Origin of the sequence: Kitasatospora sp. NPDC094015, from assembly GCF_040304075.1 — a bacterium.
In the GTDB taxonomy this organism is placed as follows: Bacteria; Actinomycetota; Actinomycetes; order Streptomycetales; family Streptomycetaceae; genus Kitasatospora.
In genome coordinates this window covers 125,529-139,475 of record NZ_JBEOUL010000019.1, presented here as the reverse complement: position 1 = coordinate 139,475, position 13,947 = coordinate 125,529, and the positions used below count along the sequence as shown (strand labels likewise).

The 13,947-nt window shown below is 75.1% G+C and carries 12 protein-coding genes and 1 pseudogene; 6 read left to right on the top strand and 7 right to left on the bottom strand.

The window, feature by feature from the left end:
- Positions 1–221 (bottom strand): annotated as a pseudogene (locus ABT014_RS22525) (RNA polymerase sigma factor SigF); the annotation flags it as partial.
- A gap of 326 nt (positions 222–547) precedes the next feature.
- Between ABT014_RS22525 and ABT014_RS22520 the strand changes: the two are divergent.
- Both ABT014_RS22520 and ABT014_RS22515 read left to right on the top strand, forming a co-directional pair.
- Entirely contained in the window at positions 548–1,060 is a 513-nt protein-coding gene (locus tag ABT014_RS22520; protein ID WP_350640800.1) for an ATP-binding protein, read from the top strand.
- Between the two features lie 47 nt (positions 1,061–1,107).
- Positions 1,108–1,332, top strand: coding sequence for a hypothetical protein (locus ABT014_RS22515; protein WP_350640799.1), 225 nt, complete (start codon positions 1,108–1,110; stop codon positions 1,330–1,332).
- A 46-nt stretch (positions 1,333–1,378) separates the two neighbouring features.
- On the opposite strand, the gene ABT014_RS22510 is transcribed toward ABT014_RS22515, so the two are convergent.
- The 5 genes from ABT014_RS22510 to hrcA form a co-directional block, all read right to left on the bottom strand.
- Complete coding sequence (locus ABT014_RS22510; RefSeq protein WP_350640798.1) at positions 1,379–4,633, bottom strand: S41 family peptidase; 3,255 nt, start codon at positions 4,631–4,633, stop codon at positions 1,379–1,381.
- 81 nt (positions 4,634–4,714) lie between these two features.
- On the bottom strand, positions 4,715–5,104 hold the full coding sequence (locus ABT014_RS22505; protein ID WP_350640797.1) for a hypothetical protein: 390 nt from the start codon (positions 5,102–5,104) through the stop codon (positions 4,715–4,717).
- Positions 5,105–5,144: 40 nt separating this feature from the next.
- On the bottom strand, positions 5,145–5,894 hold the full coding sequence (locus ABT014_RS22500) for a 16S rRNA (uracil(1498)-N(3))-methyltransferase (RefSeq protein WP_350640796.1): 750 nt from the start codon (positions 5,892–5,894) through the stop codon (positions 5,145–5,147).
- 132 nt (positions 5,895–6,026) lie between these two features.
- Positions 6,027–7,166: a molecular chaperone DnaJ gene (gene dnaJ, locus ABT014_RS22495; protein ID WP_350640795.1), complete on the bottom strand. Its 1,140-nt coding sequence runs from the start codon at positions 7,164–7,166 to the stop codon at positions 6,027–6,029.
- Positions 7,167–7,238: 72 nt separating this feature from the next.
- Positions 7,239–8,321, bottom strand: a complete 1,083-nt coding sequence (gene hrcA / locus ABT014_RS22490) for a heat-inducible transcriptional repressor HrcA (protein ID WP_350640794.1) — start codon at positions 8,319–8,321, stop codon at positions 7,239–7,241.
- 231 nt (positions 8,322–8,552) lie between these two features.
- Between hrcA and htpX the strand changes: the two genes are divergently transcribed.
- The 4 genes from htpX to ABT014_RS22470 all read left to right on the top strand — a co-directional run bounded on the left by htpX (position 8,553) and on the right by ABT014_RS22470 (position 12,681).
- On the top strand, positions 8,553–9,473 hold the full coding sequence (htpX, locus tag ABT014_RS22485) for a zinc metalloprotease HtpX (protein ID WP_350640793.1): 921 nt from the start codon (positions 8,553–8,555) through the stop codon (positions 9,471–9,473).
- 89 nt (positions 9,474–9,562) lie between these two features.
- Positions 9,563–10,147 carry a PspA-associated protein PspAB gene (pspAB, locus tag ABT014_RS22480; RefSeq protein WP_350640792.1) on the top strand — a complete coding sequence of 195 codons (585 nt, stop codon included), beginning with the start codon at positions 9,563–9,565 and terminating at the stop codon, positions 10,145–10,147.
- A 57-nt stretch (positions 10,148–10,204) separates the two neighbouring features.
- Positions 10,205–11,050 (top strand): DUF3097 domain-containing protein, encoded by an 846-nt coding sequence (locus ABT014_RS22475; RefSeq protein ID WP_350640791.1) that lies wholly within the window; start codon positions 10,205–10,207, stop codon positions 11,048–11,050.
- A 116-nt stretch (positions 11,051–11,166) separates the two neighbouring features.
- Positions 11,167–12,681, top strand: a complete 1,515-nt coding sequence (locus ABT014_RS22470; protein WP_350640790.1) for a hypothetical protein — start codon at positions 11,167–11,169, stop codon at positions 12,679–12,681.
- Between the two features lie 18 nt (positions 12,682–12,699).
- Here ABT014_RS22470 and hemW read toward each other — a convergent pair whose 3' ends face one another.
- The gene (gene hemW / locus ABT014_RS22465) at positions 12,700–13,929 is read right to left on the bottom strand and encodes a radical SAM family heme chaperone HemW (protein ID WP_350640789.1); all 1,230 of its coding nucleotides are present in this window, start codon (positions 13,927–13,929) and stop codon (positions 12,700–12,702) included.
- Positions 13,930–13,947: the final 18 nt, after the last annotated feature.

Here is a 13,947-nt window from a genome sequence, read left to right as displayed (position 1 = left end):
CCCTCCTCCAGCACCGCGAGGCGGGCGAACAGCGTCTTCGACAGGGCGCGGGCGTCGGTGGGCGAGACGGCCGACGGATCCTCGATCCGCGGCAGGTCCCCGATCCGCGGCAGGTTCCGGGGCAGGGTGTCGACCCGGGGCGGCGCGGCGGCCTCGTGGTGCTCGGCGGTGGCCTGCGGCGTCGGGACGATGGTCGACGTCGTGGGATTCAGGACGGCCATGGGTCTCCCTCTTCCGGTTTCGATGCGTGGTTCGTTCGCGCTCTGACCCACGCCGTGTACCCAGGTCCTCCCGGACCGATCCTGAACACACACCACCTTCACAAATCCCGGCCGGCATGTGCACGTGAGGCCCGGGAACGACCGGACGACGGGTGCGCATGCCCCGGCGGATGGCGGGAAGACGACCCCTGTCCCCGGAGAGCCCGGGGCGCACCCGCGGAGGAGTCGTACCGCGGCCGTACTGATCACCACGGCGAGCCCCGGCCGATCGCGCCGGAGCCACTGACCTTCGACCACGACCAGGCCCGGGAGAGCGGGGAGAGCAGATGAGCAGCGGCCCGAGCAGCAGTACCTGGCAGCGCCCGCCCGGCGCCGCGCTGCCCGCGGCCGGGCAGCGCCGCAGCGTCCTGCTCGCCGGCCTGCCCCGGCAGGTCTCCCGGGCCCGGGCGTTCACCCGGGAGGCACTGGCCGACTGGGGCCGCACCGATCCGGAGGAGGTCGAGGACCTGCTGCTCCTGGTCAACGAACTGGTCGCGAACGCTCTGCTGCACGCCGGGGGCGCGCAGCGGCTCACCCTGCACGCCACGGCCGGCGGCCGGCTGCGCATCGAGGTGGCCGACGGCCTGCGCACCCCGCCCGTCATGAGCCGGCCGCACCGCCCGGGACAGCCCGGCGGGCACGGCATGCACATCGTCCAACGGCTCGCCGACGCCTGGGGCGTGGCCGAGCACGACAGTGGCAAGACGGTCTGGGCCGAGGTCGGCGCCCCCGCCGCGGCCGCCCCCGAGCCCTCGTACCCGGAGTGGGTCAACCCGCATGGCGGTACCGGCCCGGGGTAGGCGAGGGCCGGCCCGAACGGGCCGAACCACGGCAGGAGGTCAGCACCATGGGAATCGGTGGTTGCGTCATCGTGTTCGCGATCGGGGCGATCCTCGCGTTCGCCGTCGACTGGCACGTCTCGGGGGTGAACCTGCACACGGCGGGCGTGATCCTGATGCTGGCCGGCCTGATCGGCCTGATCGCCTACGTCCGGGTGTTCCGCCGCCGCCGGCTCGGTGGCCTGCGCGGCGCGGACGTGGTGGAGGAACGGCGCTACGTCGACGAGGTCTGAGCGGGGACGACGGGTGGGCGGCCGCGGGGGCCGCCCACCCGTCCGGCTAGAGCTCCGGCAGCGGCGGCGCCGCCTTCGCCGGGGCCCCGTCCAGCGCGGCGAGCGCGATCCGCACGCCCTCGGCCAGCTGCGGGTCCAGGTCCGCGGCCCACTGGTGCGGGGCGATCGGCACCTCGACGTCCGGGTCGACGCCGTGGTTCTCCACCCCCCAGCCGTAACCCTCCAGCCAGTAGGCGTACTTGGGCTGGGTGACCCCGGTGCCGTCGACCAGCGCGTACTTGCTGTCGATGCCGATCACCCCGCCCCAGGTGCGGGTGCCGACCACCGGGCCGATCCGCAGCGCCTGGATCGCGGCGTTGACGATGTCGCCGTCCGAACCGGAGAACTCGTCCGCCAGCGCCACCACCGGGCCGCGCGGCGCGTCGTCCGGGTACGAGGTCGGGTTGGCCAGGTCACGGGCCCGGGCCCAGCCGACGATCCGCCGGTTGAGCTTCTCGATGATCAGCTGCGAGGTGTGGCCGCCGCGGTTCTCCCGCAGGTCGACCACCACGCCCTCCTTGGCCACCTCCACCCGCAGGTCGCGGTGGAGCTGCGCCCAGCCCGCACTGACCATGTCCGGGATGTGCAGGTAGCCGAGCCGGCCGCCGGACAGCTCCCGGGTCGCGGCCCGCCGGCCGGCCACCCAGTCGTGGTAGCGCAGCGCCTCCTCGTCGGCCAGCGGCACCACCACCGGGTGGCGCTCGCCGGTGCCGTCCTTGGCGGTCACGGTCAGCTCGACCGGCTGCCCGGCGGTGCCGGCCAGCAGCGGGGCCGGCCCGGTCACCGGGTCCACCGGGCGGCCGTTCACCGCCACGATCGCGTCGCCCGGCCGCACGGCCGCGCCGGGCGCCGCCAGCGGCGAGCGCGCCCGCGGGTCGGAGGACTCGCCCGGCAGGATCCTGGCGATCCGCCAGACCTCGCCGTCGCGCACCAGGTCCGCGCCGAGCAGCCCCTGCCGGCGGGCCTCCTCGGTGCCCCGGCCGTGCGCCCGGACGTAGGCGTGCGAGGTGCCGAGCTCGCCGACCGTCTCCCAGAGCAGGTCGACCAGGTCGTCGTAGGTGCCGACCTTCTCGACCAGCGGGCGGTAGCGCGCCAGCACCCCGGCCCAGTCGACACCGTTCATGTCCGCGCGCCAGTAGTTGTCCCGCATCAGACGGCCGTTCTCGTCGAACATCTGCCGCCACTCGGCGGCCGGGTCGACGGTGACCCGCACCCGGGCGAGGTCCACCTCCAGGTCGTCGTCCTCCCCCGCCTTGCTCTCCGCGGGCAGCACCCGCAGCCGGCCCTCGTCCTGCACCACCAGCCGGCCGCCGTCACCACTCACCGCGTACGAGTCCACCCCGGCGACCAGCTCCTCGGCCCGGCGCTTGGCGAAGTCGAACCGCTCCAGCGCGGGCCGCGGGTGGCTGTCCTCCAGCGAGGCCGCGATGTCGCCGAGCTCGCCGAGCAGCGGGAGCCTGGTCCACAGCACCCCCTCCCGGGTGGCGTGCAGGCTGCCGAACTGGCCGCCCTCCACCGGGAACGGGATGATCCGGTCGGCGAGTCCCTCCAGGTCGACCCGGGTGACCGGGGGCCGGTCCTCGCCCTTGTCGCCGTCCTTGCCGGCCTTGGCCTCCTCCGCGCCCTTGGCCGACTCCTCCGGCTCGCCGCCCGCCGGCCGCCCGGCCCGCTGCGGGCCGAACGGTGACGGGGTGTCGGCCGCCAGCGTCAGCAGATAGGGCCGGGCCCCGGTCGGGAACGACAGGTCGAAGACGTACGAGTCGTACACCGGGTCGAAGTTGCGGACCGACAGGAAGGCCAGGTGCTTGCCGTCCGCCGTGAAGGCCGGCGAGTAGTCGGTGAACCGCTGCGGGGTGGCCGCCGCGACCGTGCGGTCGGCCAGGTTCGCCAGCATGATCTGGCGCAGGCTCCACGGGCCCAGGGTCGGCTGCGACCAGGCCAGCCAGCCCGAGTCCGGGCTGAACACCAGGCCGCTGACCTCGCCGTCACCGCTGCGCACCAGCTCGTGCACGGCGCCGTCGGCCAGCTCGACCAGCAGCAGCCGGCCGTCGTGCGCGGCGACCGCCAGCCGGGCGCCGTCCGGCGAGACCGCCAGGTCCAGCACCCGGCCGAGCTGCCCGGCGGCGAACCGGCGGCGCTCGGCCCCGAGCACCGCCGGGGCGTACTCGACCGCGTCCTCGCCCTCGGCGTCGGTCACCCAGACCACGCCCTGCGCGCCGTCCTTGCCCGGCACCACCCTGGCCAGCCGGGCCCGGGTGCCGGGGGTCTGCTCCAGCACCCGGGCCGGGCCCTCCCGGTGGGTCAGCCAGTGCACGCTGCCGCGGACCACCACGGCGCTGGCCCGGCCGGTGCGGTCCGGTGCCACCGTCTCCAACTGTCCGGCGGCCGGGGTGGGATGGGGCTGGCGGTCGGTGCGCGGGCCGGCCGGGCGGATGTCGAGACGGCGCGGCGCGGCGCCGTCCAGGTCGTCCAGCAGCCACAGGTCGCCCGCGCTGTGCCAGATCACCCGGGTGCCGTCGGTGGTGGCGTTGCGGGCGTAGAAGCCCTGCTCCTGCGGGCCACCGGCGCTGTGCCGGCGCAGGTCGGAGCCGTCCGGCAGGCTGGAGTACAGCTGGCCGACGCCCTCGTGGTCGGACAGGAACGCGACCCGGCCGCCGACCCAGAGCGGGGACTCGACGTTGCCGCCGAGATCGGCGTGCAGCCGCCCGAACTCCTGGGAGCCGATCCAGAGTTTGCCCGCCGTGCCGCCCCGGTACCGCTTCCACCAGCCCGGCTCGCGGCTGATCGCGGAGAGCAGCAGCACCCGCTCGCCGCCCGGCTCGTACGCCAGCCCGCCGATCGGCCCGTACGGCAGCCGGGTCGGCTCGCCGCCGTCCAGCGGCAGGGCGAACGCCCAGGAGCGCCGGATGGTGGCCTGCCCCGCGGTGGTGGTGGCGACCGGACGGCCGTCCGGCGTCCAGCCGCGCAGCGCGGTGAACGGGCTGCCCCAGTAGGTGAGCCGGCGCGCCGGGCCGCCGTCGACCGGCGCCACGTGGATCTCCGGGGCGCCGTCCCGGGTGGAGGCCCAGGCGACCGACCGGCCGTCGGGCGAGAACCGGGGCCGGCTCACCGGGGTCTGATCGGCGGTCAGCCGCCAGGCCCGGCCACCGTCGACCGGCGCCAGCCAGATGTCGTCCTCGGCGACGAAGGTGACGAGGTCACCGTGCAGATGCGGGTGGCGCAGGTAGGCGCCCGTGGAGGAGGTGCTCTCTGGTTCGGTCACGGCAGTCACCCTAGGCACCACCCGACAGCCCGGCCAAGAGTTTCTTCGAGGGCGAAACGCCCGCGCCGCGAACGGGATCCGTCACCAGCAGCGGCAGTACACCCAGCGCCGCCTACGGGCCAGCGCCGCCACCCCGCGCAGGATCTCGACGGCCGTCCGCGCCGAGATGGCGTCCGGGTCGCCGAGGCCCGCCTCCTGCTCGGCCCACTCCTCGGCCACCTCGTCCAGCCGGTCCTGGTCGGCGGCGGCGAGGGCGACGCACAGGCGGGCCGAGAACACGAACCCCAGGTACCCGTCGGCCATCGGTGCCAGCGTTCGCGGCTCCCCGCGGCGCCGGAGCTCCTCGACGGTGACGCCGGTGAGCCGGCTCTCCCAGAGCAGGACGGCATCGTCGGGCTCGAAGCACGCGCCCACCACCGGCTCGAAGCGCCGACCCGACCCGTCGTGCTCGATGAAGAATTCGACGTCCACGGGGTCATCCTGCCGGAGCAGCCGGGGCCGGTGGTCGGGGTCAGGACCAGCGGCCGGTGCGGCCGAGGAGGAGGGCTCCGGCGGCGACGCCGGCGGTGGAGGTGCGCAGGACGGAGCTGCCCAGGCGGTAGGGGCGGGCGCCGGCCTCGGCGAAGGCGGCGAGCTCCTCGGGGGCGACGCCGCCCTCGGGGCCGACCACCAGCACGATGTCCCCGGTGGCGGGCAGGTCGGCGGCGGCCAGCGGTTCGGCGCCCTCCTCGTGCAGCACCGCGGCGAGCGCCGCCTGCCCGAGCAGCGGCGCCAGCTGGCGGGTCGTCATCAGCTCCCGGACCTCCGGGAACCGCAGCCGGCGGGACTGCTTGCCCGCCTCGCGGGCGGTCGCCCGCCACTTCGCCAGCGCCTTGGCCCCGCGCTCGCCCTTCCACTGGGTGATGCAGCGGGAGGCCGCCCAGGGGATCACCACGTCGACCCCGACCTCGGTCATGGTCTCCACCGCGAGTTCGCCCCGGTCGCCCTTGGGGAGCGCCTGCACCACCACGATCCGCGGGCTCGGCTCCGGCTCGCGCCGCACCCCGGTCACCGTGACGTCCAGCGCGTCCTTGCCCTCGACGGTCGAGACGGTGCCGTCCGCGCCGAGCCCCAGCCCGTCGGCGAGGGTGACCTCCTCCCCCACCGCCAGCCGCTTGACCGCGGCCGCGTGCCGCCCCTCGGCGCCGTCGAGGCGCACCACCGCCCCGGGGGCGACCGCGGCCAGCCGGCCGGCCTCGACGACGAACACGGGCGCGGTCATGGCAGGAACCTCCGGGTGGCTCCCCGGCGGCCACCACCGGGCCGCCGGGAACAGCAGGACGGACGGGCCGGCCCCGCCGGACGCTGTGGTCCGCCGGGGCCGGCCTCGGGACGATCGGGTGCGCTCAGGGCCTCAGCGGCCGTTGAACGCGTCCTTCAGGCGGGAGAACAGCCCCTGCTGCCCCGGCGCGAAGTGGCCGGCCGGCCGCTCCTCGCCGCGCAGCACGGCGAGCCGCCGCAGCAGGTCCTCCTGCTCGGGGTCGAGCTTGGTGGGCGTCTGCACCTCGACATGCACTATCAGGTCGCCCCGGCCGCCGCCGCGCAGGTGCGTGATGCCGCGCCCGTGCAGCGGGATGGACTGGCCGGACTGGGTGCCGGGCCGGATGTCGACCTCCTCCAGCCCGTCCAGGGTCTGCAGCGGCACCTGGGTGCCGAGCGAGGCCGCCGTCATCGGGATGGTGACCGTGCAGTGCAGGTCGTCGCCACGGCGCTGGAAGGTGGGGTGGGTGCTCTCGGCGATCTCGACGTACAGGTCGCCGGCCGGGCCGCCGCCGGGGCCGACCTCGCCCTCGCCGGCCAGCTGGATCCGGGTGCCGTTGTCGACACCGGCCGGGATCTTGACGGTGAGGGTCCGGCGGGCGCGCACCCGGCCGTCGCCGGCGCACTCGGGGCACGGGGTCGGCACGACGGTGCCGAAGCCCTGGCACTGCGGGCACGGCCGCGAGGTCATGACCTGGCCCAGGAAGGACCGGGTGACCTGGGACACCTCGCCCTTGCCGCGACACATGTCACAGGTCTGCGCGGAGGTGCCGGGGGCCGCGCCCTCGCCGCTGCAGGTGGTGCAGGTGACGGCGGTGTCGACCTGGAGTTCCTTGGTGGTGCCGAACGCGGCCTCCTCCAGGGTGATCTCCAGGCGGATCATGGCGTCCTGGCCGCGCCGGGTGCGCGAGCGCGGTCCGCGCTGGCCGCCGGCGGCGCCGAAGAAGGCGTCCATGATGTCGGAGAAGCCGAATCCGGCCGCGCCGAACCCGCCCGCGCCGCCGCCACCGCCGTTGGGCGACAGCGGGTCCCCGCCGAGGTCGTAGACCTGCCGCTTCGCGGGGTCGGAGAGCACCTCGTAGGCGGCGTTGATCTCCTTGAACCGCTCCTGCGTCTTCGGGTCCGGGTTGACGTCCGGGTGCAGTTCGCGCGCGAGACGCCGGAACGCCTTCTTGATCTCGTCCTGACCCGCGTCACGTCGGACGCCGAGTACCGCGTAGTAGTCCGTGGCCACCAAATGCTCCGGTTTGTTCCGCCTCTAGAAGTGCTTGCGACTGCTGCGCGCCGGCCTGCGGCGCGTCATGTCCTACGACTCGGCCAGGATCTGGCCGACGTACCGTGCCACCGCTCGCACCGCCCCCATTGTGCCCGGGTAATCCATCCGGGTCGGACCGATCACCCCGAGCTTCGCCACGCTCTGGTCGCCCGAACCGTAACCGACCGAGACGACGGAGGTGGAATTGAGCCCCTCGTAGGCGTTCTCGTGGCCGATCCGGACGGTCATCGCGGCGTCCGCCGTCTCACCCAGCAGGCGCAGCAGCACCACCTGCTCCTCCAGTGCCTCCAGCACCGGCTGGATGGTCAGCGGGAAGTCGTGTCCGAAGCGGGTCAGGTTGGCGGTGCCCGCCAGCATGATCCGCTCCTCGTTCTGCTCGGCCAGCGTCTCGAACAGGGTGGCCAGCACCGTGCTGACGGTCGGCCGCTCGGCCGGCTCGAAGGCCGCCGGGAGGTCCTCCAGCGCGACCGGCACCTCGGGCAGCGGCCGGCCGCCCGCCCTGGCGTTCAGCTTGGCCCGCAGGTCGGCCAGGACGGTGTCGCCGACCGCGCCGGGGCAGTCGACGATCCGCTGCTCGACCCGGCCGGTGTTGGTGATCAGGACCAGCATCACCTTGGCCGGGGTCAGCTGGACCAGCTCGATGTGCCGGACCGTGGACCTGGTCAGCGAGGGGTACTGGACCACCGCGACCTGCCGGGTGAGCTGCGCCAGCAGCCGCACCGTGCGGGCCACCACGTCGTCCAGGTCGACCGCGCCCTCCAGGAAGTGCCGGATCGCCCGGCGCTCCGGGCTGGTCATCGGCTTGACCTCGGCCAGCCGGTCGACGAACAGCCGGTACCCCTTGTCGGTGGGAATCCGGCCGGCGCTGGTGTGGGGCTGCTGGATGAAGCCCTCCTCCTCCAGCGCGGCCATGTCGTTGCGCACGGTGGCCGGCGAGACGCCCAGGCTGTGCCGCTCGACCAGGGCCTTGGAGCCGACCGGCTCCTCGGTACCCACGTAGTCCTGGACGATCGCCCGCAGCACGGCGAGCCTGCGGTCGTCCAGCGGACGGCCGACGGGGCGGGTATCCACCACCGCGCGGGCCGGTTCGACGGAACGGGGCTCGTCGACCATGGGCACGCACCTCCGTCTTCGTCCGTTGAGCTGTTGAGTGTCCGATATCTGGCACTCCGGCAGGCAGAGTGCCAGGACCTTACCAGCCAGTGTAAGGCCCTGCCCCGACGGCAGGAACGGGCCGCCCCGGTGATCCTTCCCGCATTGCCGGGGCGGTACGGGCGGTGCGTGGTGCTCGGGGGCGTCCCGAGTGGCAGCATCGGAGGCGAGCGCGAGAGCGAGGGAGTGGCGATGTCGACTTCAGGGCAGCACTCCCGGTTCGCCCCCGATCGGGGGCTGACCGGTCGGATGGTCACCACGATGTTCCTGATCGGCCTGGTCTACGTGGGCTTCACCGGGCTGCTGATCGTCCTGCTGCGCGGGGCCTGGCCGCTGATCGTGCTGATCTCCGGCGGGCTGTTCGTGGCCCAGTTCTGGTTCAGCGACAAGATCACCGAGCGGGCGATGGGGGCCCACGAGGTCACCCCCGAGCAGTACCCGCAGCTGCACGGCACCATCGACCGGCTGTGCGCGCTGGCCGACATGCCCAAGCCCCGGGTCGCGGTGGCCGTCAACGACATGCCGAACGCCTTCGCCACCGGCCGCAAACCCGAGAAGTCCGTGGTGTGCGTCACCACCGGGCTGCTGCGCCGGCTCGACCCGGAGGAGCTGGAGGGCGTGCTCGCGCACGAGCTCTCGCACGTCGCCCACCGGGACGTGGCGGTGATGACGATCGCCGGCTTCCTCGGCGTGCTGGCCGGGGCGATGACCAGGATCGCGCTGTACGGCGGGTTCGTGGGCGGCAACCGCAACAGCAACGACGGCAACACCGCGATCGCCCTGCTGATCATCCCGCTGGTCAGCGTGGTGGTGTACGCGCTCAGCTTCCTGCTCACCCGGCTGCTCTCCCGCTACCGGGAGCTGGCCGCCGACCGGGCGGCCGCCCAGCTCACCGGCCGGCCGAGCGCGCTGGCCTCGGCACTCACCAAGGTGACCGGGCAGATCGCCGCCATCCCCACCCAGGACCTGCGCCAGGCGCAGCCGTACAACGCCTTCTACTTCGCCCCCGCGCTGAGCGCCCGGGAGGCCGCCACCCAGCTGTTCTCCACCCACCCGTCGCTGGAGCAGCGGCTGGCCCAGCTGGCGAAGATCTCCGCCGAGCTCGGCCACTGAGCCGGTAGTACCGGACACCGCCCGCCGCCCGCACCCGCCACCAGTCACCCGTCACCCGCCACCCGTCACCCGTCACCGAGGAGCTCGACGTGGGATTCCTGGACGCCCTGCTCGGCCGCAGCAAGCCGGCCAAGCCGGACCTGGACCAGCTGTTCGGCGTGCCGTCGGCGGCGCTGACCCTGGAGGCGGCGGCCGGGTTCCGTCCGACCGGCCTCGGCTCGGTCTGCTTCGCCGCCGTCGAGGGCGGCGCGTTCGCCGAGGTCGAGCGGCAGGTCCGGGCCCTGCTGGACGCCGACACCCCGAACGGCGGCGTCCCGGTGGAGGCCTCGCAGGACGGCTACGGGTACTCCTGGCTGCTCGCCCGGCACTCCCCCGAGCAGCTCCCCGACCTGGTGAACGACCTGCACGCGGTCAACAGCGAGCTGGAGGGCAACGGCTTCGGCCCGCAGCTGCTCTGCTCGCTGGTCGGCTTCCGCAACGAGGCCGGGCAGCCGCTCGCCCTGGTCTACCTGTTCAAGCGCGGGACCTTCTACCCGTTCGCGCCGATGCCCGGCGGCGGCGAGAAGCGCAACAGCCCGCTGGAGCTCCAGGTCCGCGCGATGCTCGGCAACGACCTGCGGCTGGAACAGGACCTGACCCGCTGGTTCCCGGTCTGGGGCGCTCCCGGACTGTGAGCGCGCCGCCCAGGGCCTGCGGGCGCTGACGGGGGGTCGGTTTCGTATAGTCCGGGCATGCGCAGCAGGGAGTACGGACCGGACCTGACCCCGCCGTGGAAGCGGCAGCAGCCCGCCCCCGAGGTGGCGGCCGAGCGTGATCTGGTGGTCGAGGAGGCCGCCACCGGCTTCTGCGGCGCGGTGGTGCGCTGCGAGAAGACCGCCGAGGGGGTGACGGTGACCCTGGAGGACCGCTTCGGCAAGCACCGGGTGTTCCCGCTGACGCCGCGCGGCTTCCTGCTGGAGGGCCGGGTGGTGACCCTGGTCCGGCCGAGCGGGCCGGCCCCCGCGCGCGGCCCCGGGCTGACGGCGTCCGGTTCGGTCGCGGTGCCCGGCGCGCGGGCGCGGGTGGCGCGCGGGTCGCGGATCTACGTCGAGGGACGGCACGACGCCGAGCTGGTCGAGCGGGTCTGGGGCGACGACCTGCGGATCGAGGGCGTGGTGGTGGAGTACCTGGAGGGGATCGACGACCTGCCGGCGATCGTCGCGGAGTTCGCGCCCGGCCCGGGGCGGCGGCTCGGCGTGCTGGTGGACCACCTGCTGCCGGGCACCAAGGAGCACCGGATCGCGGGCCGGGTGACCGGCGACTCGGTGCTCGTGGTGGGGCACCCGTACATCGACGTCTGGCAGGCCGTGAAGCCGTCCGGCGTGGGCATCCCCGGCTGGCCCGAGGTGCCGCGCGGGGAGGGCTGGAAGGAGGGCGTCTGCCGCCGGCTCGGCTGGCCGGTGGACACCCCGGCGGCCTGGAAGCGGATCCTCGCCTCGGTGAACTCCTACCGCGATCTCGACCCGGCGCTGCTCGGCCGGGTCGAGGAGCTGATCGACTTCGTGACGGCCGAGCGGCCGGGCGACCCTTTGGCATGATTTCGACAAGCTGATAACCCGTCAGTAACATCACGCAGGCGGCCCCGCATCCGGGGTCGCCTGCTTCCGGTGTTTCCGCGCGGCCCCGCTCTGCGCCGCGCGTCGAAGGGGATCCGTTGTCCAACTCCGTCCGTACGTTCCGGCTGCCCGCGCTCGCGCTGGCCGTCCTGCTCGGCGCCGCCGCCTGCGCGGGCCCGGCCGCACCGCCGTCGGCGGACGCCGCGGCCGCCGCGACGCCCGCCGCCCCGGCCCGGGGCGGCGCCACGCCGCAGGGCACCGGCGAGGCCCTGGTGGTGGCCGCCGCGCGGCCCGGCCCGCAGCAGACCGCCGTGGTGACCCCGAGCCCCGGCGGACCCGCCGTGGCCCCCGCCGCCCGCAGCGTCCGGCTGGCCGCCTACGACCCGGCCACCGGCACCGCCGTGCTGGCCGCCGCCCCCGGGCCGGCCGCCACCGGCGCGGCTGCGAGCCCGAGCGCGACGGCGAGCGCGACCAAGGGCTCCCCCGGCCCGAGCCGCACCCCGTCCACCACCCCGTCCACCGCCCGGTCCGCGAGCCCGAGCCCCGACGGCACCCCGCCGGCGGCCGAGCCGGTGCAGGCCGGCCAGCTGATCGCCAGCCCGCCGACCCCCGCCGCGCCGCAGGGCGCGCTGCTGGCGGTCACCAAGGTGCAGCCGGGCGCCGACGGCACCGTCCGGGCCGACACCCGCCCGGCCACCCTGCCCGAGCTGCTCGGCGGCGCCGAGGCGGACGGCCGGGTGCCGGTCGATCCGCACGCGCTCTCGGTCAAGCCCCTGGTCGAGGACGTGAAGCTGTCCTTCGGCGCGGACGCCGGCGGCGCCACCGCCGAGGCCTCCGGCACCCTCCAGCTGGACGTCCGGGCCCCGATCCCGCTGCCCGGCGGCGCGGCCGCGCAGGCCTCGGGCTCGCTCCGGCTGCACCCGGCCGTGCACTTCGCGTACCACGGCGCCCAGGTCGGCGCCCCGCGCACCGCCTCGGTCGGCTTCGACCTGGACGCGCACGCGCAGTGGCGGGTGGAGGGCGAGCTGGCCAAGGGCACCGGTACGCCGGTGCGCGTCCCGCTGGCCGAGCTGCACGCGAACCCGGTGATCACCGTCGGCGGCCTGCCGGTCGTGGTCAACCTGGGCCTGACGGCCTACCTGGAGGTCAGCGCCGACGGCAAGGTCTCGGCGTCGGTGGAGCAGGAGTTCGACGGCTCCTGGCACGTCGACGCCGACTACTCGGGCGGTCGCGGCTGGAGCCCGGTCACCGCGGCGGACGACACCAAGGTCTCCCCCGTCCGGGCCCGCCTCGGCGGCAAGGCCGAGGTGCGCGCGGGCCTCGGCGCCCAGGTGAGCGTCGGCCTGTACGGCGCCGTGGGCGTCGAGGCCGTGGTGCAGCCGTACCTGCGGGCCACCGCCGAGGGCGCGGTCGCCTTCGACACCGCGCACGGCCTCACCCAGGCCCAGGGCACGCTGAGCCTGTACGGCGGCGTCGACCTGACCGGCGCGCTGCTGGCGCACCTGACCGTCTTCGGCACCCCCGTGGTCGAGGGCCGGATCCCGCTGCCCGCGTTCCACCGCGAGTGGCCGCTGCGGACGGTCACGGCCTCCGCCGCCCCGACCGCCCGCTGACGCCCCGGCCGGGGCCGGTCAGTCGACCAGGTCCCGGACCACGCCGTCGGCCAGCAGCCGGCCCCGCAGGGTGAGCGCGGCCCGGCCGTCCGCATGGGCGGCCGGGTCCAGCAGGCCGTCGGCCAGCGCCCGTTCGGCGGCCCGCAGGCCCGCCGCGGTCAGCAGGTCCAGCGGGCAGCCGTCCACCAGCCGCAGTTCCAGCAGGATCCGCTCGACCCGGCGGTCCTCGCCGGCCAGCAGCTCGCGGCCGAGCGCCGGCGTGCGGCCCTCGGCGAGCGCCTGGGCGTACGCGGCGGGGTGCTTGGCGTTCCACCAGCGCACCCCGCCGACGTGGCTGTGCGCGCCGGGACCGGCGCCCCACCAGTCGCCGCCGGTCCAGTACAGCTCGTTGTGCTTGCACCGGCCGGCCTCGGTGGTCGCCCAGTTGGAGACCTCGTACCAGGAGTACCCGGCCGCGGCGAGGGCCTCCTCGGCGATCAGGTAACGGTCGGCGTGCACGTCGTCGTCGATCATCGGCAGCTCGCCGCGCTTGACCCGGGCGGCCAGCTTGGTGCCGTCCTCGACGATCAGCGAGTAGGCCGACACGTGGTCCGGGCCGGCCCCGACGGCCGCCTCCAGCGAGGCCCGCCAGTCGTCGTCGGACTCGCCGGGGGTGCCGTAGATCAGGTCCAGGTTGACGTGGTCGAAGCCGGCCGCGCGCGCCTCGGCCACGCAGGCCTCCGGGCGCCCCGGGGTGTGGTGCCGGTCGAGCAGCGCGAGCACGTGCGGGCGGGCGCTCTGCATCCCGAAGGAGATCCGGTTGAAGCCGCCCTCGCGCAGCTCGGCGAGGTAGGCCGGGTCGACCGACTCGGGGTTGGCCTCGGTGGTGACCTCCGCGTCGGGGGCGAGCCCGAACTCGTCGCGGATCGCGCCCAGCATCTTCACCAGGTCGCGGGCCGGCAGCAGGGTCGGGGTGCCGCCGCCGAGGAAGACCGTGCGCACCGGCAGCTCGGCCGCGCCGAGCACCCGGCGGGCCAGCCGCACCTCGGCCACCAGGTTGTCGGCGTAGGTCTCCTGCGAGGCCACCGTGCCGGCCGAGCGCAGCTCGGTGGCGGTGTAGGTGTTGAAGTCGCAGTAGCCGCAGCGGGTGGCGCAGTACGGCACGTGCACGTAGAAACCGAACGGGCGCTCGCCCAGCCCGGCCAGGGCGTGGGCGGGCAGGGAACCGTCGGACGGCACGGGGACGCCGTCGGGGAGTGCGGAGGGCATTCGCCCATTGTCCCGCAC

Bases quoted from the DNA above. Each gene is read 5' to 3' on its own strand.
- ABT014_RS22520 (WP_350640800.1), top strand. From the start codon at position 548: ATGAGCAGCGGCCCGAGCAGCAGTACCTGGCAGCGCCCGCCCGGCGCC.
- ABT014_RS22515 (WP_350640799.1), top strand. From the start codon at position 1,108: ATGGGAATCGGTGGTTGCGTCATCGTGTTCGCGATCGGGGCGATCCTC.
- ABT014_RS22500 (WP_350640796.1), bottom strand. From the start codon at position 5,894: ATGACCGCGCCCGTGTTCGTCGTCGAGGCCGGCCGGCTGGCCGCGGTC.
- hrcA (WP_350640794.1), bottom strand. From the start codon at position 8,321: ATGGTCGACGAGCCCCGTTCCGTCGAACCGGCCCGCGCGGTGGTGGAT.
- htpX (WP_350640793.1), top strand. From the start codon at position 8,553: ATGTCGACTTCAGGGCAGCACTCCCGGTTCGCCCCCGATCGGGGGCTG.
- ABT014_RS22475 (WP_350640791.1), top strand. From the start codon at position 10,205: ATGCGCAGCAGGGAGTACGGACCGGACCTGACCCCGCCGTGGAAGCGG.
- hemW (WP_350640789.1), bottom strand. From the start codon at position 13,929: ATGCCCTCCGCACTCCCCGACGGCGTCCCCGTGCCGTCCGACGGTTCC.